Source organism: Paenibacillus sp. F411, from assembly GCF_017582705.1.
Classification (GTDB): Bacteria; Bacillota; Bacilli; order Paenibacillales; family Paenibacillaceae; genus Paenibacillus_AQ; species Paenibacillus_AQ algicola.
Window position 1 is genome coordinate 35,475 of the sequence record NZ_JAGFIP010000020.1, and the last position, 19,143, is coordinate 54,617.

Consider the following 19,143-nt stretch of genomic DNA (forward strand, 5'->3'; position numbering starts at 1 on the left):
TGACAATTATTCTACTCCGACTTCCGCACCTTCCAGGTTGAGGCTCAGCTTATCGTTGCCGCCCTCATCCTCGTCGTCCAGCTCTTTCATTTCGATCTCCTGCTCGTCCTCGCTCAGGATTTTGACATCCATACCGAGGGACTGAAGCTCCTTGATCAATACTTTGAACGACTCCGGAACTCCTGGCTCCGGTACATTCTCGCCCTTGACGATAGACTCGTAAGTCTTCACACGACCAACCACATCATCGGACTTGACGGTGAGGATTTCCTGAAGGGTATATGCAGCACCATAGGCTTCCAGTGCCCATACCTCCATCTCCCCGAAACGCTGACCGCCGAACTGAGCTTTACCACCCAGCGGCTGCTGTGTAACGAGAGAGTAAGGACCCGTGGAACGGGCGTGAATCTTATCGTCAACCATGTGCGCGAGCTTGATCATGTGCATGACGCCAACGGTAACCTCGCGCTCAAAGCGCTCTCCCGTACGTCCGTCATACAGCACGGTCTTACCATTGCGCTGCATGCCTGCTTCTTCCATCGTATCAAACACGTCGTACTCGCTGGCACCGTCAAATACCGGGGTCGCGACATGGATTCCCAGCTGCAGCGCAGCCATACCCAAGTGAACCTCCAGCACCTGTCCGATGTTCATCCGGGAAGGTACCCCCAGCGGGTTAAGAACAACCTGTACCGGCGTGCCGTCTGGAAGGAAAGGCATATCCTCTTCCGGCAAAATCCGCGCAACGACACCCTTGTTACCATGGCGTCCGGCCATCTTATCGCCTTCCGAGATCTTCCGCTTCTGAGCAATATACACGCGCACCAGCTGATTCACGCCCGGAGGCAGCTCATCGCCGTTCTCGCGAGTAAACACCTTAACATCCACGATAATCCCGTCACTACCATGCGGTACGCGGAGCGAGGTATCACGGACTTCACGAGCCTTCTCACCAAAGATTGCGTGCAGGAGGCGTTCCTCTGCTGTCAGCTCAGTAACACCCTTAGGCGTTACTTTACCAACGAGAATGTCGCCCGCGCTGATTTCTGCTCCGATGCGAATAATACCGCGCTCATCCAGGTTCTTCAGTGCTTCTTCCCCGACGTTCGGAATATCCCGTGTGATCTCTTCCGGACCGAGCTTCGTATCCCGTGCTTCAGACTCATATTCTTCAATATGAATGGATGTGTAAACATCCTCTTTCACGAGTTTCTCGGAGAGCAGGATTGCATCCTCATAGTTGTAGCCTTCCCAGGTCATGAAAGCAACGACTACGTTACGTCCCAGTGCCAGTTCACCCATCTCCGTGGATGGACCGTCCGCCAGGATGTCACCCTTCTGGATCACATCACCGCGCTGTACGATCGGGCGCTGGTTAATGCAGGTACCTTGGTTCGAACGCATAAATTTGTGTAATTTATACTTAACGATATCGCCTTTGACCTCTTGACCGTCTACCGATTCAACTCGGCGCAGCCAGATCTCGTTCGCAGACGAACGCTCAATAATTCCATCGTATTTGGATACAATACATACACCGGAATCCTTCGCGGATTTATGTTCCATTCCCGTTCCAACCAGCGGAGCTTTAGGAATCAACAGAGGTACAGCCTGACGCTGCATGTTCGATCCCATCAGTGCGCGGTTGGAGTCATCGTTCTCCAGGAACGGAATAAGCGCGGTCGCAACAGATACAACCTGCTTCGGTGAAACGTCCATGTAGTCTACACGTTCACTTGGCATTGGCAAAATGTTATCCGACTGCTTATTGTAACGGACAATAACCATATCGTCCCTAAATTTACTCTCTTCTGTCAATTCCGCATTAGCCTGGGCCACGACATAGTTATCCTCTTCGTCCGCGGTCAAGTAATCAATCTGCGTGGTCACTTGTCCGGTCTTCGGATCTACCCAGCGATACGGCGCTTCAATAAAGCCGTACTCGTTAATGCGGGCAAAGGTCGAAAGGGAGTTGATCAGACCAATGTTCGGTCCCTCCGGTGTTTCAATCGGACACATCCGGCCGTAGTGACTGTGGTGGACGTCCCGTACTTCAAAGCCGGCACGTTCCCGAGTCAAACCACCCGGTCCGAGTGCAGACAGACGACGCTTATGCGTCAGCTCTGCCAGCGGATTCGTCTGGTCCATAAACTGTGACAGCTGAGAGCTTCCGAAGAATTCCTTAATCGATGCGATAACCGGGCGAATGTTGATCAGCGCCTGAGGCGTAATCACACTAGCGTCCTGAATGGACATTCTCTCCCGTACTACGCGCTCCATACGGGATAAACCGATACGGAATTGATTCTGCAGCAGCTCACCCACAGAACGAAGACGACGGTTGCCCAGGTGGTCAATATCATCCGTATCGCCGATGCCATGCAGCAGGTTAATGAAATAGCTGATCGAAGAAATGATGTCCGCTTGAGTAATGTGCTTTACGGATTTGTCGATAATTCCGTTCGCAATAACCTTAACGACCTTGCCGTCCTCAAACGGAGAGAACACATCAATAGTCTGAAGCGGAATATCATCGCTTTCCATAACGCCACCGGCAACATGATAGGTTTTGAAGCCTACATTGTTCTCCAGGTACGGAATGATTTCATCCAGCAGACGGCGATCCACGGTTTGACCCGCTTCAGCGATAATTTCACCCGTCTCTGTATCAACCAGACTTTCAGCCAAACGCTGGTTAAACAGCCGGTTCTTGATATGGAGCTTCTTGTTAATCTTATAGCGGCCTACATTCGCCAGGTCATAACGCTTCGGATCGAAGAAACGTGCGACGAGCAGGCTCTTTGCATTCTCCAGCGTCGGCGGTTCGCCTGGACGGAGACGTTCATAGATCTCAATGAGCGCCTTCTCTGTAGAATCTGTATTATCTTTATCTAGGGTATTGCGAATGTACTCGTCATTGCCGAGCAGGTCCAGAATTTCGGCATCCGTGCCAAAACCCAGAGCGCGAAGCAGCACCGTCACTGGAATTTTGCGTGTACGGTCGATCCGGACATAAACGATGTCCTTCGCATCCGTTTCAAGCTCCAGCCAGGCACCACGGTTCGGAATAACGGTAGCGGTGTATGTTTTCTTTCCGTTTTTGTCCACTTTAGTGCTGAAATAGACGCTGGGAGAGCGAACCAACTGGCTGACAATGACCCGTTCGGCACCGTTAATGATGAATGTTCCGGTTTCCGTCATCAGCGGGAAATCTCCCATGAACACTTCCTGCTCCTTGACTTCTCCTGTCTCCTTGTTGATGAGACGAACCTTTACGCGGAGCGGCGCCGCATAAGTAACGTCGCGTTCTTTCGCGTCATCGACGGTATATTTCGGTTCTCCGAGGCTGTAGTCAATAAACTCCAGCACCAAGTTTCCTGTAAAGTCCTGAATTGGCGAGATGTCCTGAAACATTTCGCGAAGTCCTTCCTCCAAAAACCATTCGTAGGATTTTTGTTGGATCTCAATCAGGTTCGGAACTTCGAGTACCTCGTTAATACGTGCATAACTTCGCCGAGTGCGTCGACCATATTGAACAAGATGTCCTGCCAACTTAAACTCACCCCTCATGTCTACTCACTTTTAAAAATACATTGCGAACCTCTGTTTGTAACACTATAATGGAACATACAGAGGATACTCCCATAAATAGAGAAAAGCCCTTATCGAAGACGTTTCGAAAAAAGAGCAGCTTATCCATGGTTATGATAATCATCTCATATCCAGTAGATTTGCCCAAAATGTACATATTATACGTCAACACGACTGACTTTATTCAGCCTTAGCCATGTCAAGGCTTGACATTTCAGCAAACTACAGATAAAGAGACCATCCTAATACTGACATTTTATAATAATACCACAATGAACAAGCCGGGTCAATGCCCAGTTTGTTGCATTTATGTTGTCGCTTTAACGGCCTTGAGGATACGGTATCCCTTATCCTTGGTCACTTCCTCTACTTGCTGAAACAGACTTTCAAGCTTGGCTCTCGCAGATGGAGCGCCCTGCTTCTTCTGAATGACGATCCACAGCGCCCCGCCGTCCCGAAGATGGCGATACGCTTCTTCAAAAATAGTGTGCACTGTTTCTTTGCCTGCACGGATCGGCGGATTGGTCAGCACGACATCAAAGGCTTCGCCTTGAATAGACGAAAACAAATCACTCTCCAGGATGGTGACATTGCCAATCCCGTTCAGAGCAGCATTCTCCTTCGCCAGTTCAACAGCCCGGCTGTTCACATCTATCATCGTGACATGCCCGGCAGAGGCGAGCTTTGCTGCAGACAATCCGATAGGCCCGTAGCCGCAGCCCACATCCAGCACCTTAGCCTGTGCCGGAAATTCCATGGCTTCAATCAAGACCTTACTGCCGTAATCGATTCCCCCTTTGGAGAACACCCCCGCGTCACTGATGAAGCTCAGCTTCGTACCGCGAAGAACAACATCCAGCTTTCGCCGATCATGACCCGACTCCGGATTGTTAGAATAGTAATGCTGATTCGGCATAATCTCTCCTTCTCACACCTTCCGAAATCATCCTATCAACCTCTTAGCACCCTCGGGCCGAAAAATGCCTGCATAGTTTCAGTATACCCGAATGCAGCAAGCCATATTCTAGCTGGATCAGCTTCCCGTGGCTGCCTATAATAACAAACCCCTTGAACCGAAATTCAAGGGGTTTGGTCATTTCAATCACAAGCTTTGGAGAAATGAATTACTTCACTTCTACTGCAGCGCCTGCTTCTTCCAGCTTCGCTTTAACAGCTTCAGCGTCTTCTTTGGATACTTTTTCTTTCAGTGGCTTCGGTGCGTTGTCAACCAGTTCTTTCGCTTCTTTCAGGCCAAGACCTGTGATTTCGCGAACAACTTTGATTACGTTGATTTTGGACGCGCCTGCGGAGTTCAGGATTACGTCGAACTCAGTTTGCTCAGCTTCAGCTGCTGCTGCGCCGCCACCAGCTACTGCAACTGGAGCTGCAGCAGTTACGCCGAATTCTTCTTCGATTGCTTTAACCAGATCGTTCAGTTCCAGAACGGACATACCTTTAATTGCTTCCAAGATTTGCTCTTTGCTCATTTGGGTTGAACCTCCATTTATATTAGGTTTATTGGTTTTATACTGCTAGGTGAACAGGAAGCTTACGCTCCTTGCTCTTCTTTCTCGGCCACAGCTTTAACTGCAAGCGCGAAGTTGCGAACTGGCGCTTGAAGCACGCTGAGGAGCATGGAGAGGAGACCTTCGCGAGAAGGAAGCTCTGCCAGTGCCTTGATCTCTTCCGTGCTGATAACACGGCCTTCAACAACGGCACCCTTCAATTTCAATGCGTCGTTCTTCTTGGCGAAATCATTCAGGATTTTAGCCGCAGCAACAGCATCGTCTTTGCTGAATGCAATCGCGGTAGGTCCTGTCAGCGCTTCGTCCAGCTCAGTCAGCTCTGCAGCTGCTGTCGCACGACGAAGCAGTGTGTTCTTCAATACTTGAAATTCGATGCCGGCTTCACGAAGCTGCTTACGCAGTTCAGTTACCTGGGCAACGTTCAGTCCACGATAGTCCGCTACAACGGTCGATACGCTTTCGCGCAGCTTGGAAGTAACCGCGTCCACCGCTTCCTGCTTGGATTGAATCACTTTTGCGTTTGCCAATATTTACACCTCCTGATTGTATGGTTAGCTGGAAAGTCACACTTCCCATCCTACGGGCATCAAAAAAGCCTCCGTAGAATCACGAAGGCCTGATGAATCATCACTATACCGAATCATCGGCATAGCTGTTGACGTTCTATCATAACACCTCGGTAGGAGATTAAGCCTGCTAACGGCACCTACTGTCTACGGTAAGCATATTCGAATGTAATAACAAGTCATCTTCATGACAACTGTTACAGCATATCAATGTCCATGACAAAAGTCAATGGCAATTATTATCTGTAACTAGCTGTGCTCACGCGTGCGCTAGGTCCCATCGTCGAAGAGATCGCGATGTTCTTCAGGTATACACCTTTAGCAGCCGCTGGCTTCGCGCGGTTCAGAGCGTCAACCAAAGCTTTCAGGTTGTCGTTCAGTTGAGCCGCATCAAAGGACACTTTGCCGATTGGCGCGTGGATTTGACCTGCTTTGTCCAGACGATACTCGATTTTACCGGCTTTAATTTCTTGAACAGCCTTGGCAACATCAAAAGTAACCGTTCCGGCTTTAGGGTTAGGCATCAGACCTTTACCGCCGAGCAGACGGCCCAATTTACCTACTTCACTCATCATATCAGGTGTAGCTACGCAGACGTCGAATTCGAACCAGCCCTGTTGGATTTTGTTGATCATGTCCTGATCGCCAACAAAATCAGCGCCAGCCGCTTCGGCTTCCTTCGCTTTTTCACCTTTTGCAAATACCAGTACGCGCTGTGTTTTACCCGTGCCGTGAGGCAGGACTACAACACCGCGGACAGCCTGGTCTTGTTTACGCGGGTCAACGCCCAAACGTACAGCCGCTTCGACCGTCTCGTCGAATTTGGCAGTTGCTGCCTTCTTCACCAGTTCAACGGCTTCCAAAGGCTCGTAAGTTGCTTCGCTGTTAATCAGCTTGGCAGCTTCGGCATATTTCTTACCATGTTTAGCCATGTTAAATGTTCCTCCTTTGTGGTATTAGCGGAATGTCCTCCCACATATTCCGGATCAAGTCCGGGGTAAAGATCAATAGAACCTAGTCTTCAACTGTAATACCCATACTGCGGGCAGTACCTTCAACCATCAGCATTGCAGCTTCAACAGATGCAGCGTTCAGGTCTTCCATCTTTTGCTCCGCGATTTGACGCACTGCGTCACGCTTTACCGTTGCAACCTTCTTCTTGTTCGGTTCGCCGGATCCTTTTTCGATCTTAGCAGCAACCTTCAGCAGAACAGCAGCCGGTGGAGTTTTAGTGATGAATGTAAAGGAACGATCCTCGAATACCGAGATTTCAACCGGAATAATGAGGCCAGCCTGATCAGCAGTACGAGCGTTGAATTCTTTACAGAATGCCATGATGTTGACACCCGCTTGACCCAATGCCGGACCTACTGGAGGAGCTGGATTCGCTTTACCTGCAGGAATTTGCAGTTTAACAACCTTGATTACCTTTTTAGCCATGTGAGACACCTCCTTGCATCAATAGTGGTACTCGGACGCCTTGTAGCGCCCTCCCACAAGAAACCTTATATCTTCTCCACTTGAGTATAATCCAACTCCAGCGGGGTTTCCCGTCCAAACATGTTGACGTGCACCTTCAGCTTACTCTTCTCAACCAAGATTTCTTCCACGGAGCCCACAAAATTCGCAAAAGGACCTACCTTGATCCGAACGGATTCCTTGATGTCGAACTCGATCTTCGGCTTCGGTTCTGCCATGCCCATATGCTTCAGAATCTGTTCTACCTCTTCTGGAAGCAAAGCTGTGGGTTTGGAGCCCGAACCTGTCGATCCGACAAATCCCGTTACCCCAGGCGTGTTGCGAACAACATACCAGGAGTCATCCGTTTGAATCATTTCGACCAAGACATATCCCGGGTAAACTTTACGCATGACGGTCTTCTTCTTACCGTCCTTGTCTACCACTTCTTCTTCCATCGGAACAAGAACGCGGAATATTTTGTCCTCCATGCCCATGGACTCGACGCGTTTTTCCAAATTGGCTTTGACCTTATTCTCATACCCAGAGTAGGTATGAACTACGTACCATCTTTTTTCCATATCAAGCCACCTGGGACCCTTCTAAATTATCGCTTCGATCACAGCGGAGATGCCGATGTCTAGAACCCAAAAATAAACAGTGACAAACGCAATGGTGCCGATAACGATCAACGTGTAGTTTGTCAATTCTTTACGATTGGGCCAGCGAACTTTTTTAAGTTCACCCCAGCTTTCAGAGAAAAAGGAAAACAGAGACTTGAAACCACGTTTCACGCCGACTACACCTCCAAAAAACTATCTGGTTTCGCGATGAGGAGTTTGCTCGTTACAGAACTTGCAAAATTTCTTCATCTCCATGCGGTCGGGGTGATTTCGCTTGTTTTTGGTGGTTGTGTAGTTTCTTTGTTTGCAGCTTGTACAAGCCAAAGTGATAATTACCCGCATGATGTACACCTCCCGAAGACGTCCTTCTTCATCAGAAGAACCGATATTAATCCTAGTAGAAATACCGGCTATCCGAATAAAGACGGATCACCAATATTCCCGCGGAACATAAGCCTGCACAAATAAAAAAAATCAGTACCTGCTCATATTCTGAATAAACCGCTAGAGCTTTAGGTGCTCCTGCGATCATTCATGAAAACGCGAATTTAGGCCTACCTGAAACACTTTATCACATGGAACTCGCCATTTCAAGCCTTTTTCTCTCTGATCCCAAGGATGCATTACTTTCCATTATGGTCAATCTCGCTCCAGACGAAACCTTTGCAAGAGCCCACACTAACAAAAAAAGGCCCGAATCCGAGCCTTCCCCTTCCGCAATCAATGATCCCGCACCTCTAAATATCGCTCCAGCTTCCGCTTTACACGCTGAAGGGCGTTATCAATCGACTTAACATGACGACTTAAATCCACGGCAATTTCCTGATAAGAGCGGCCGTCCAAATAAAGCATGAGTACTTTGCGTTCAAGGTCGCTCAGAATTTCTGACATCTTATCTTCCAGCCCGACAAACTCTTCCTGGTTAATAATTAACTCTTCCGGATCACACACCGCCGTGCCGCAAATGACATCCAGCAGCGTCCGGTCCGAATCCTCATCATAAATCGGCTTGTCCAAGGATACATAGGAGTTCAGGGGAATATGCTTCTGACGCGTAGCCGTCTTGATGGCCGTAATGATCTGCCGTGTAATGCACAGCTCCGCAAACGCTTTAAATGAAGACAGCTTGTCTCCCTTAAAATCCCGAATAGCCTTGTACAGACCGATCATGCCTTCCTGAACGATGTCCTCTCGGTCGGCGCCGATAAGAAAGTAAGAGCGCGCCTTGGCACGAACAAAATTCCGGTACTTATTGATCAGATATTCCAACGCCCCGATTTCACCTTCACGGACCGCCTCGACAATGTCTTCATCACTAGCAACATCATACCTCGACAATAATATGACTTCCTTGAGGTCGACACTCAATAGAATCCCTCCGGCCCGGAACGCACGGTAGCCCGTCACTCGCTTGAAATATATGACAAGTATATATGATGCCTTTCAGACCGTCAACCACAGTATCCCTGTTTTAGAACATTAATAACATAACTGTAAAGTGCTGCTTGATGTCTTTAAACGGTCTTTATTTCTCACGCCGCCAGCGCTCCAGCTGTTGAAGAATGTTATCGGAAACCTTGCCTTCCAGGGTGTTTCGCTGTGAACGCTCCCGGTCCTCTCTGATCCGGCGCTTTACCTCCTGCTCGCTTTGCTCGATCTGGCTTAGCAGCTCCCGTGCCGGAATCCGCAGCGCGCCCAGCGCAAAAATAACATGCTGCTCCATGAGATCGCTGGTCGCGACATAGATCTTGCGTCGACGATGGCTGAACTCCACTACCAGGCGCTCGATGCACTCATCAGCGGTTTCTTTTTCCTTGGTGAAATACACCTGCACCTTCCCCTGCGTAAACGACTTGCCGATCCCCGGCACCAGATAAGCATCAAAAATCGCAATAACGCGCAGTCCCGAAAAAGCCTGATAGTCCGCCAGCCTCTCCAACAGGCCATCCCGCGCCTCCTGCATGCTGACCTTGGCAAGCTTCGCCAGAAAGGGCCAGCCGCCGATCATATTATAGCCGTCGACCAGCAGTACATCCCGCCAATCGGCCATCTTCCCGTTACCCCTTGGCGCGGCGGCGGCGGAGCACCTCGTACATAATGACTCCTGCCGCTACGGAAGCGTTGAGGGAGTTGATCTGTCCGGACATTGGAAGCTTGACCAGCACGTCACATTTCTCCCGGATCAGCCGCCCCATGCCTTTGCCTTCGTTGCCAATAACAATAGCAACCGGTCCGTCGAATACCGTCGATTCAAAAAGATCCTCCGCTGCATCCACGGCCGTGCCTACGATCCATACACCCATTTCCTTAAGCTGCTCAATCGTCTGCGCAAGATTCGTCACGCGGGCGACAGGAACGTACTCTACTGCTCCGGCCGAGGTTTTGGATACCGTGGCTGTCACCTGGGCAGACCGGCGCTTGGGCAGAACGACGCCATGAACGCCCGTGCAGTCTGCGGTTCTCAGGATGGAGCCCAGATTGTGAGGATCCTCGATCTCATCGAGAAGCAAAAGGAAGGGCGCTTCCCCCTTCTCTTCAGCACGCTTGAGCAGGTCATCCAGCTCTGCGTACGCGTATGGGGCTGCCTGGGCTACAACACCCTGGTGCTGCACGCCGGGCACCATCTGGTCCAGCTTGCGCTTGTCCACATTTTGAATGACGATCCCCGCTTTTCTGGCTTCAGCAATGATGGGCTGCGTCAGATGCTTTTGTGCATTTTCAGCAATCCATATTTTATTGATGGTGCGTCCCGAACGGAGCGCCTCTGTTACCGAGTGCTTCCCGGCAATGATTTCTTCTTCCTGCATAACAGCTTCCTCCTGATGCCTGCCAATGCTGCGAGTGCTGCAGGTCGGCGGCTGGGTTATTTCATGATTCGACATTTATGATTCGACATGATTTTCTTTGTATTCAATACCTTGGCCGATCAGCTCCCGAAGCCGGTCATGCTGATTGGCGTAATACAGATAGCCTACCAGACATTCAAACGCCGTAGCATGCCTGTACTCCAGTACATCGGCATTCTTGGGTACGCTGCCGGACTTGGCATTCCGTCCCTGGCGGACCACATCTCTCTCCTCTTCCGTTAACCGGGACTCCAGAAAGCTTAGAATTGCGCTTTGGGCCCGGGCGGAGACCAGGCTGGTTGCAGCCCGGTGCAGGTGATTCGGCCGCAAGCCCGGCTTGGAAATCAAATACTGGCGAACTGCCATCTCATATATAGCATCTCCTATATACGCCAGTACAATCGGCGGTATTAAGCGGAGAGGGCGGGAGGACGGATAAGGAAACCATCCGTCCTGTCCCTGCATAGGACCGCCGCTCATTTACGCCGCCAGCGCATCCCCTGCGCCGTATCCTCCAGCAGGATGCCCCGAGCTGCCAGCAAATCGCGAATTTCATCGGCTCTCGCCCAATTCTTGCTGCTGCGGGCCTCTACACGTTCGCGGATGAGCTGCTCAACCTCTTCATCCAGCAGCTCTTCTGCCGGTGTGTCCACGATGCGAAGCACCCCGTTCATCTCTTCAAAGGCAGCCAGCGCAAGCTTCAGGTCCTCTGACGGGATGGAGGTCTGCTGCAGCAGCTGATTGGCTTCTGCTGCCCATTGGAACATCGCTGTGATGGCGTCCGGTGTATTGAAGTCATCCTGCATTTTGTGATGGAACTCCGCCAGCACAGCAGCCATTCTCTTAGTAACCGTCTCGCTGGGATGTCCATCCGGTGAAGACACAGCCAGCTCCAGACGGTGACGGATGTTGCCGGCTGCATTGCTGATCCGATCAATGCTGCTCTGTGCCTGATCCATCACCTCATCACTGAAATTCAGCGGGTTGCGGTAGTGTGTCGAGAGCATGAAATAGCGAATCGCTTCCTTCGTATATTGATTCCGCAGCTCCCGCACCAGCACACCGTTACCGAGTGATTTCGACATTTTCTCATTGTTGATTCGAATGTAGCCGTTATGCATCCAATAGTTCGCCAGCGGCTTGCCCGTCAAGGCTTCCGACTGAGCCACCTCGCACTCGTGGTGCGGGAACTGGAGATCCTGGCCGCCGCCGTGAATATCCAGCGTATCCCCCAAGTACCGGCGGGCCATGGCCGAGCATTCAATATGCCAGCCCGGGCGGCCGCTTCCCCATGGGCTATCCCAGGAAATTTCACCGGGCTTGGCTGCTTTCCACAGCACGAAGTCTTCCGGATTCTCCTTGCGCCGGTCTACCTCGATCCGGATGCCGAATTGCAGCTCATCCAGGTTCTGCTGAGAGAGCTTTCCATAGTCCTGAAACTTGCGCGTCCGGTAGAATACGTCTCCACCATTCTCATAAGCGAAATCCTTGTCGATCAGCTCCGAGATGAACCCGATGATCGGTTTCATGTTCTCTGTCACCCGCGGGTTCAGCGTTGCCCGCGGAATGCCCAGGCCGTCCAGATCCTCGTAATAAGCAGAAATAAACTTTTCTGCCACTTCCGGCACGGTCGTTCCGGTCTGCTCCGCCTTGCGGATCATTTTGTCATCCACATCGGTAAAGTTAACGAGATAATTCACAGCATAGCCCTGCTGCTCCAAATAACCGCGCACCACATCAAAAAAGATCATCGGGCGCGCATTGCCGATATGAATATAGTCGTATACGGTCGGGCCGCACACATACATGCTGACCTTGCCAGGTTCATTGGACTGAAAAGCTTCCTTCTTGCGGGTTAGTGTATTATACAGGTGAAGTGCCATGGTTAGGGTCACATTCCTTTCGTCCTATCGCTTTTGTAAATCTTTATGCACCGCTGCCTCCAGAGGTTCACGAGCGGGATCACCGGACCCAGACCCCGTCTCCTGACGGCGGCTCAGCTCCTCGCGCAGCTCATCAATTTCCTTTTGCATCGTTCGCAGCATATCCACCACCGGATCCGGCAGCCGGGTATGATCCAGCCGATCCCGCACCCGCTCTCCGTTCTGCTTCACGACCTTGCCCGGGTTGCCCACCACCGTGCTGTTCGCCGGCACCTCCCGGAGCACGACGGCATTGGAGCCGATATTGGAATTATCCCCAATGGAGAAGGAGCCCAGTACCTTGGCGCCAGAGCCGACAACCACGTTGCTGCCGATGGTCGGATGCCGTTTCCCCTTTTCCTTGCCCGTGCCCCCCAGGGTAACTCCCTGATAAATGACAACATCATCGCCGATCTCACAGGTCTCCCCAATCACTACACCCATTCCATGGTCGATAAACAGCCGCTGGCCGATGCGCGCACCAGGGTGAATCTCAATGCCGGTCATAAACCGGCTGATCTGTGAAATGACGCGGGCCAGCGTGTACCATCGTCTCTTGAACAACGCATGAGCCACCCGGTGCGCCCACAGGGCATGAAGTCCGGAGTACGTGAATACAACCTCAAACCACCCACGGGCGGCCGGATCGTTCTCGAACACCGTGCGAATATCCGACTTCATCTGCTTGAACATGGTCCTCCCCCTCTCTCTTTACCACTACCGTCCCGCTGTCTGCAAAATATAAAACAAAAAACGCCCCTGCAGCTCTCGCTGCAGAGACGTCGATTACGCGGTCCCACTCTGCTTGAATCCTGGCACGCCCTGATCAGCTGCCGTCTTGACAGCGCCAACAAGGGTAAACCCCGGATTCCACTCCAGTCCGTAACGGGGACGACCGGCATTGTCTAACGTAAAAACCGCTTCAACAATGCAGCTCCCAGGCGCATTTCCGCTCTCGGCAGTGGATCGCTTTCAGCCTGGAGGAGCCATGCCTGGCATGACCATCACTCCCGCAATCCTCTCTGTAATCCGCCTTCATTCACGCGTACTTCTCCTGATCATTGCTGTTTCATTATGACTTCGTACCTTGATACTGCTCTATATTCTACTCAAAAGAAGACGCTGTGGCAAGAGGTCTCCATGCCCAGGCTGCAAGCCTAGCCCTTGATCTGGGATTCAAGGCGCACCAGCACCCGATCTCTGCCCAGCAGCCAGATGGTCTGATTCAAATCCCGGCCATGCGTCTGCCCGGTCAATGCTACCCGGATCGGCATGAACAGCTGCTTGCCCTTAAAGCCGGTCTCCTTCTGCACTTCCTTAATCAGGGCAGCGATGTGCTGAGCGGTAAATGTCTCGCTTGCCTCCAGCTTCTGGCGAAGTGCGGACAGCACAGCAGGCACCTGCTCTCCTGCCATAATCTCTGCCGCCTCTTCATCCATTTCCAGATGAGTGCGGAAAAATACGCTGGATAATTCAACAATTTCTGAAGCGGATGTCAGCTGCTCCTGATACAGGGCAACCAAAGCGCGTGCCCAAGACTCTTCCTGTGCATCCAGCTCCTGAGGAAGACGGCCGGCCTTCTGGAGGTGAGGAATCGCCAGATTCGCCACCACATCCGGGTCCGCCTGCTTGATATAAGCATTGTTCAGATGCTCCAGCTTCTTCGTATCGAATACAGCCGGGCTCTTGGACAGACGGTTTGCATCAAACATCTCGATCAGCTGCTCCCGGGAGAGAATTTCCTCCTCGCCTTCCGGGGACCAGCCCAGCAGCGCGATGAAGTTGAACAGCGCCTCCGGCAAATAGCCCAGCTGGTCATACTGCTCGATAAACTGGATGATCGACTCATCCCGCTTGCTCAGCTTCTTGTGATGCTCATTCGTAATCAAGGTCATATGACCGAACTGCGGCGGAGTCAGGCCCAGCGCTTCGTAGATCATCAGCTGACGCGGCGTATTGGAGATGTGATCCTCGCCGCGAAGCACGTGGCTGATCTTCATCAGCGAATCATCCAGCGCTACAGCAAAGTTGTACGTAGGGATGCCGTCTTTTTTCACAATGACGAAGTCGCCGGTTTCCTTGCTGTTGAAGGAGATCGTGCCCTTCACCATGTCATCCCAGGTATAAATGCGTTCGTCCGGAACACGGAAGCGAATGCTCGGTACCCGGCCCTCAGCCTCAAAGCCTGCGCGCTGCTCTTCTGTCAGATTCCGATGCTTACCGGAGTAGCGCGGCGTTTCACCGCGGGCCATCTGCTCCTCCCGCTCCTGCTCCAGCTCTTCCTCTGTGCAGTAGCAGTAGTATGCCAGGCCGCGGTCAAGCAGGTCCTGCCAGTAGGTGCGGTACAGGTCCAGGCGCTCGGTCTGGCGGTAAGGGCCGTAGGCGCCGCCTACGTCCACGCTTTCATCCCATTGCACGCCGAGCCATTTCAAATATTTCAGCTGGCTCTCCTCGCCGCCGGCCACGTTGCGCTTCACGTCTGTGTCTTCGATCCGGATAATGAATTTCCCGCCATGCTTGCGGGCAAACAAATAATTAAACAGCGCCGTTCTGGCATTGCCGATATGTAGATGTCCGGTTGGACTCGGCGCATAACGGACGCGGACTTCTTCAGTCATGGATGATTCCTCCGTAGGCATATTCATTTTTTGGTAAAATATTGAATGATTTCTTTGCTCAAGATGATAGCATATCTGAAACGAGACAGACAACCGCCTGCGCGGCAATGCCTTCGCCCCGTCCCGTAAAGCCCAGCTGCTCGGTCGTCGTCGCCTTCACATTGATCTGCTCCGGCTCGGCATTCATGGCCTTGGCCATAATTTCGGCCATCTGCGGGATGTACGGCGCCATCTTCGGCTTCTGTGCAATAATGGTACAGTCCGCATTCCCCAGCGAATAGCCCTTCTCCTTGGCCATGCTCCACACCTCTTCCAGCAGCTTCAGACTGTCGGCATCCTTAAAAGCGGGATCAGTGTCCGGAAAATGTCTGCCAATATCGCCCAGACCTAATGCGCCGAGAATCGCATCACTCAAAGCATGCAGCAGCACATCGGCATCGGAATGCCCCAGCAGTCCCTTCTCGTACGGAATATGCACCCCGCCGATAATGCAGGGTCTGCCCTCCGTCAGCTGATGCACATCAAATCCCTGGCCTACGCGAATCATGAATCCGACTCCTCCTTGTTTCGTGTCATCAACGCCGCCAGCACCAGATCATCCGGCGTCGTAATTTTGATATTGCTGTATTTGCCCTCTGTAATCGCCACCGGCAGCCCGAGATGCTCCAGCAGCATCGCATCATCCGTTGCCGTAAAGCCGTCCTGCTGTGCCGTCTCGTGGGCTCGCAGCAAATCAGCAAGACGAAAAGCCTGCGGCGTATGCACAGCCCACAGACTTTGACGGGCCGGTGTGCCCGTAATCAGGCCCTGCCCGTTGACCTGCTTGATCGTATCCTTCACAGGCACGGCCAGCACAGCCGCTCCCTCCCGGATCGCGGTATCCCTGCAGGCTGCGATCTCCTCGTGCGTCACGAAGGGACGTACCCCGTCATGGATCATCACCCATTCACTGTGCAGCTGCAGGATCCCGAGATACACGGACTCCTGACGCTCCCGGCCGCCGGGGACGACAGCCTTGACCTTGTCCAATCCGTACTCCGAGATCCAGTCCTGACAGCGCGGCACATCGTCTTCCCCCGTCACCAGCACGATTTCTTCCATCCATGGCAGGCGGTTAAATATATCCAGGGTCTGGACCACAATTGGCCTGCCGCCAATGTCCAGAAACTGCTTGCTTTCCCGGGTGCCCATTCTTGAACCTTTTCCTGCCGCTACAATCACGGCTCCGAAGCCCGTAAACATATCAAAACCCCTGTTCCAAAATGCCCCGCTTTAGAGAAGCTTGCCTGTCATCCCTGCTGCGGCGCGCAGTATAGGTACATGTTCCATCATACCTGTTTACTGCGCTTTTTCCAACAGTTTCGGTTTCGCAAAAATCATCCGTCCCGCCGAGGTCTGAAGGACACTTGTGACCAGCACCTCCATCATGTTGCCGATATAATCCCGTCCGCCTTCCACGACGATCATCGTCCCGTCATCCAGATAAGCCACGCCCTGACCGTGCTCCTTGCCATCCTTGATGATCTGCACGAGTATTTCCTCGCCTGGCAGCACGACCGGCTTCACCGCATTCGCCAGATCATTGATGTTCAGCACCGACACGCCCTGCAGCTCACATACCTTGTTGAGATTGAAATCGTTGGTTACCACCTTGCCCTGAAGCACCTTTGCCAGCTTGACCAGCTTGCTGTCCACCTCGGAGATGTCTTCAAAGTCTCCTTCATAGATGAGTACCTTGACGTCCAGCTCCTTCTGGATCTTGTTCAAAATATCCAGTCCCCGCCGTCCCCGATTGCGCTTCAGCAGGTCAGATGAATCCGCGATATGCTGCAGCTCCTCCAGCACAAACTCAGGAATGACAATCGTCCCCTCAATAAACCCGGTCTTGCAAATATCAGCAATCCTGCCGTCAATAATGACACTGGTATCCAGAATCTTATGCTCCTCGAACCAGCTCGGCTCCGGTTCGGCGCTCTGACTCCAGCGGCCGCTCATCCAGAAGGATGCCAGCTCGTCCTTCTTCTCCAGGCCGATCCGGTAGCCCGCATAGCCTCCCAGCAGCGTCAGGCCGACCTGAAGCAGGCGTCCTCCCTGGCCCAGCCAGGCAAGGCCTGGGGAGAGGAGCAGCGACAGCAGCAGGCCTCCCAATAGACCCGCCATACCGGCAGCCAGCTCGTTCATAGGCACTCTTGCGCAGGCAGCAATCACTCCCTGCAGCCTTCCGGCGAATCGGTCGGCCAGAAGCGTCCCGCTCATCCCGAACAGCAGCGCACCCAAGAGAGCAAACACCCCGCTTCCCCCTCCCAGCATGCCTTGGCCAAATACGAGCCCCAGCTCGGGAAACGATGGCTCCAGCCACTCATATAACGAATTTCCGCACCATGCCCCGCACAGTAAGGTGAATACTAAGATAGCTTTTTTTAACATAGGTCCGGCGCACCTCCTTTAACAAAATAGTGTCAACTTATAGCACTCAGTATGGTCTGATTTTCCAATGGATAATCGTATAGAAATGTAAAATTTTATTGGAAGAGGAAAATGCGCGGTCATGTGGCTGACTTTCAGGGCATATCAGGGCATGACGGAGAGAATCCCCGGTTCAAGCCGATTCCCGGCAAGCTGGCCAGGTTGAATCCCTAGATGGGGTGGACTATAATGAATGCAACTATATCAACAAATCGAGGTGGATGTTAAACGATGAACGCTCCTAATTTACAGGCCTTTCAGGATCAGGTCTCCGAATTGCTGCTCCGCCACCGCAGTCTGCTGGACGTCCTCTCCAAGAATGGCCAAAGCAGTGCTTCCGTTAACCGGGCTGTCACCAAAGCGATCACGGAATGCGGTTGTATTGAGCTGCATGCCACCAAACAAAGCTTTGACGCCGGGACCGATCTTGAATCGGCCAGAGCGCATGCCGGCACTCATATCGAGGGAAGCTTGTGCGAGAATTGCCGGGAGGCTGTAAGCTCTGAGCTGGGGCGCAATTTGTTTTATATGTCTGCTATGGCCAACCTGCTCGATATTCAGCTGGAGGAAGTACTCAACAAGGAATCCAAGAAATGCTCGACGCTGGGATTGTTCAATCTATCGTAAAGATGTTCTAAGCAAAAAAAGCATTTATTTCTCTGCCCTTACGTTCAAGGACAGGAAATAAATGCTTTTTATTCATTCGTGGATATGTCGGTATGGATCCGAGTAACGCTATACATGGTCACAGATGGCATTACCGGTCCGAAGAACGATACGCCTCTTCCTCAGAATTCCGCTTCATACGGCGGCCGCGAATGAGACGCTGCACACTCTGCTTCAGGCCAAAGCCTGCATACAGCACCAAGGGTACAAAGATCAGCATAGAGGTCTGCTCCGGAAAGAACACCGCTACAGCGACCGCAGCAATAACGACCAGCGGCGTAAACTTGATCGCCTTCTTCGGAAGGCCGATCTTCTTGAAGTTCGGGTATTTCACACGGCTAATCATCAGATAAGAGAGCAGCAGCATGGCAATCATCATATAGGGCGCTGAAATTTCTTCGTGGAACAGAGCCAGTGTAGCCAGTACACCGCCCGCCGCCGGAATTGGCAGCCCGATGAAATATCCCGGAATACCCGGGCGGACATTGAATCGTGCCAGTCGGAGCGCTCCGCACATCGGAAAGACCGCGGTTACAGTCCAGGCCAGCGCACTGTTCATATCCATAAAAGCTACGGAATACATAATGAGCGCCGGTGCTACGCCAAACGATACGATGTCAGACAGGGAATCCAGCTCTTTGCCAAAATCACTCTGCGCATTGAGGGCGCGAGCCACTCTGCCATCCAGTCCGTCAAGCAGCATAGCGACGATAATCATAATAGCCGCTGTGCTGGTGTTACCGTTTACCGCAAGAATTATGCCAATCATTCCGAGAAACAGATTACCTAAAGTAAACATGTTCGGAATTGATTTCGTCATGGGTTGTTCACCTCGTTAGATTTTACATCACGTTAATAGAT

General features: G+C 52.0%; 21 protein-coding genes and 1 other annotated feature. Of the genes, 1 reads left to right on the forward strand and 20 read right to left on the reverse strand.

All coding sequences use genetic code 11. The annotated features are described in order from the left end of the window. Window positions 1-6: 6 nt before the first annotated feature. From rpoB to JJQ72_RS17845, 19 genes are all read right to left on the reverse strand, one after another. Window positions 7-3,552, reverse strand: coding sequence for a DNA-directed RNA polymerase subunit beta (gene rpoB, locus JJQ72_RS17755; protein ID WP_138227154.1), 3,546 nt, complete (start codon window positions 3,550-3,552; stop codon window positions 7-9). Window positions 3,553-3,898: 346 nt separating this feature from the next. Continuing rightward, window positions 3,899-4,507, reverse strand: a complete 609-nt coding sequence (locus tag JJQ72_RS17760) for a class I SAM-dependent methyltransferase (protein WP_208204486.1) — start codon at window positions 4,505-4,507, stop codon at window positions 3,899-3,901. 208 nt (window positions 4,508-4,715) lie between these two features. Then, complete coding sequence (gene rplL / locus JJQ72_RS17765; protein WP_138227156.1) at window positions 4,716-5,078, reverse strand: 50S ribosomal protein L7/L12; 363 nt, start codon at window positions 5,076-5,078, stop codon at window positions 4,716-4,718. A gap of 62 nt (window positions 5,079-5,140) precedes the next feature. Then, entirely contained in the window at window positions 5,141-5,644 is a 504-nt protein-coding gene (gene rplJ, locus JJQ72_RS17770; RefSeq protein ID WP_138227157.1) for a 50S ribosomal protein L10, read from the reverse strand. Between the two features lie 52 nt (window positions 5,645-5,696). Further along, window positions 5,697-5,854 (reverse strand) — a sequence feature (ribosomal protein L10 leader region). A gap of 68 nt (window positions 5,855-5,922) precedes the next feature. Next, window positions 5,923-6,615: a 50S ribosomal protein L1 gene (gene rplA, locus JJQ72_RS17775; protein WP_138227158.1), complete on the reverse strand. Its 693-nt coding sequence runs from the start codon at window positions 6,613-6,615 to the stop codon at window positions 5,923-5,925. An 82-nt stretch (window positions 6,616-6,697) separates the two neighbouring features. Beyond that, window positions 6,698-7,123, reverse strand: coding sequence for a 50S ribosomal protein L11 (gene rplK, locus JJQ72_RS17780; protein WP_138227159.1), 426 nt, complete (start codon window positions 7,121-7,123; stop codon window positions 6,698-6,700). Between the two features lie 65 nt (window positions 7,124-7,188). After that, complete coding sequence (gene nusG / locus JJQ72_RS17785) at window positions 7,189-7,722, reverse strand: transcription termination/antitermination protein NusG (protein WP_138227160.1); 534 nt, start codon at window positions 7,720-7,722, stop codon at window positions 7,189-7,191. Between the two features lie 21 nt (window positions 7,723-7,743). Further along, entirely contained in the window at window positions 7,744-7,935 is a 192-nt protein-coding gene (gene secE / locus JJQ72_RS17790) for a preprotein translocase subunit SecE (protein ID WP_138227161.1), read from the reverse strand. A 21-nt stretch (window positions 7,936-7,956) separates the two neighbouring features. Then, on the reverse strand, window positions 7,957-8,106 hold the full coding sequence (rpmG, locus tag JJQ72_RS17795; RefSeq protein ID WP_006212941.1) for a 50S ribosomal protein L33: 150 nt from the start codon (window positions 8,104-8,106) through the stop codon (window positions 7,957-7,959). Between the two features lie 378 nt (window positions 8,107-8,484). Then, window positions 8,485-9,132, reverse strand: coding sequence for an RNA polymerase sporulation sigma factor SigH (gene sigH, locus JJQ72_RS17800; protein ID WP_138227162.1), 648 nt, complete (start codon window positions 9,130-9,132; stop codon window positions 8,485-8,487). Between the two features lie 157 nt (window positions 9,133-9,289). Next, the gene (locus tag JJQ72_RS17805) at window positions 9,290-9,814 is read right to left on the reverse strand and encodes an NYN domain-containing protein (RefSeq protein WP_208204487.1); all 525 of its coding nucleotides are present in this window, start codon (window positions 9,812-9,814) and stop codon (window positions 9,290-9,292) included. Between the two features lie 7 nt (window positions 9,815-9,821). Further along, on the reverse strand, window positions 9,822-10,571 hold the full coding sequence (gene rlmB / locus JJQ72_RS17810) for a 23S rRNA (guanosine(2251)-2'-O)-methyltransferase RlmB (RefSeq protein ID WP_208204488.1): 750 nt from the start codon (window positions 10,569-10,571) through the stop codon (window positions 9,822-9,824). Between the two features lie 75 nt (window positions 10,572-10,646). Next, complete coding sequence (locus tag JJQ72_RS17815) at window positions 10,647-11,090, reverse strand: Mini-ribonuclease 3 (protein WP_138227164.1); 444 nt, start codon at window positions 11,088-11,090, stop codon at window positions 10,647-10,649. Next, window positions 11,087-12,493: a cysteine--tRNA ligase gene (gene cysS, locus JJQ72_RS17820; protein WP_208204489.1), complete on the reverse strand. Its 1,407-nt coding sequence runs from the start codon at window positions 12,491-12,493 to the stop codon at window positions 11,087-11,089. The genes JJQ72_RS17815 and cysS overlap by 4 nt, the downstream gene beginning before the upstream one ends. Window positions 12,494-12,517: 24 nt before the next feature. Next, window positions 12,518-13,225 carry a serine O-acetyltransferase gene (gene cysE, locus JJQ72_RS17825; protein WP_138227166.1) on the reverse strand — a complete coding sequence of 236 codons (708 nt, stop codon included), beginning with the start codon at window positions 13,223-13,225 and terminating at the stop codon, window positions 12,518-12,520. A gap of 464 nt (window positions 13,226-13,689) precedes the next feature. Beyond that, window positions 13,690-15,150, reverse strand: a complete 1,461-nt coding sequence (gene gltX / locus JJQ72_RS17830) for a glutamate--tRNA ligase (RefSeq protein WP_208204490.1) — start codon at window positions 15,148-15,150, stop codon at window positions 13,690-13,692. 58 nt (window positions 15,151-15,208) lie between these two features. Beyond that, window positions 15,209-15,697, reverse strand: a complete 489-nt coding sequence (gene ispF / locus JJQ72_RS17835) for a 2-C-methyl-D-erythritol 2,4-cyclodiphosphate synthase (RefSeq protein WP_138227168.1) — start codon at window positions 15,695-15,697, stop codon at window positions 15,209-15,211. Beyond that, window positions 15,694-16,392: a 2-C-methyl-D-erythritol 4-phosphate cytidylyltransferase gene (ispD, locus tag JJQ72_RS17840; RefSeq protein WP_138227169.1), complete on the reverse strand. Its 699-nt coding sequence runs from the start codon at window positions 16,390-16,392 to the stop codon at window positions 15,694-15,696. Before ispD ends, ispF begins: the two co-directional genes overlap by 4 nt. 96 nt (window positions 16,393-16,488) lie before the next feature. Continuing rightward, entirely contained in the window at window positions 16,489-17,577 is a 1,089-nt protein-coding gene (locus JJQ72_RS17845) for a PIN/TRAM domain-containing protein (protein ID WP_138227170.1), read from the reverse strand. 270 nt (window positions 17,578-17,847) lie between these two features. Between JJQ72_RS17845 and JJQ72_RS17850 the strand changes: the two genes are divergently transcribed. Beyond that, complete coding sequence (locus JJQ72_RS17850) at window positions 17,848-18,243, forward strand: nucleoside triphosphate pyrophosphohydrolase family protein (RefSeq protein ID WP_138227171.1); 396 nt, start codon at window positions 17,848-17,850, stop codon at window positions 18,241-18,243. A gap of 130 nt (window positions 18,244-18,373) precedes the next feature. Here JJQ72_RS17850 and pssA read toward each other — a convergent pair whose 3' ends face one another. After that, window positions 18,374-19,102, reverse strand: a complete 729-nt coding sequence (gene pssA / locus JJQ72_RS17855; RefSeq protein ID WP_138227172.1) for a CDP-diacylglycerol--serine O-phosphatidyltransferase — start codon at window positions 19,100-19,102, stop codon at window positions 18,374-18,376. Window positions 19,103-19,143: the final 41 nt, after the last annotated feature.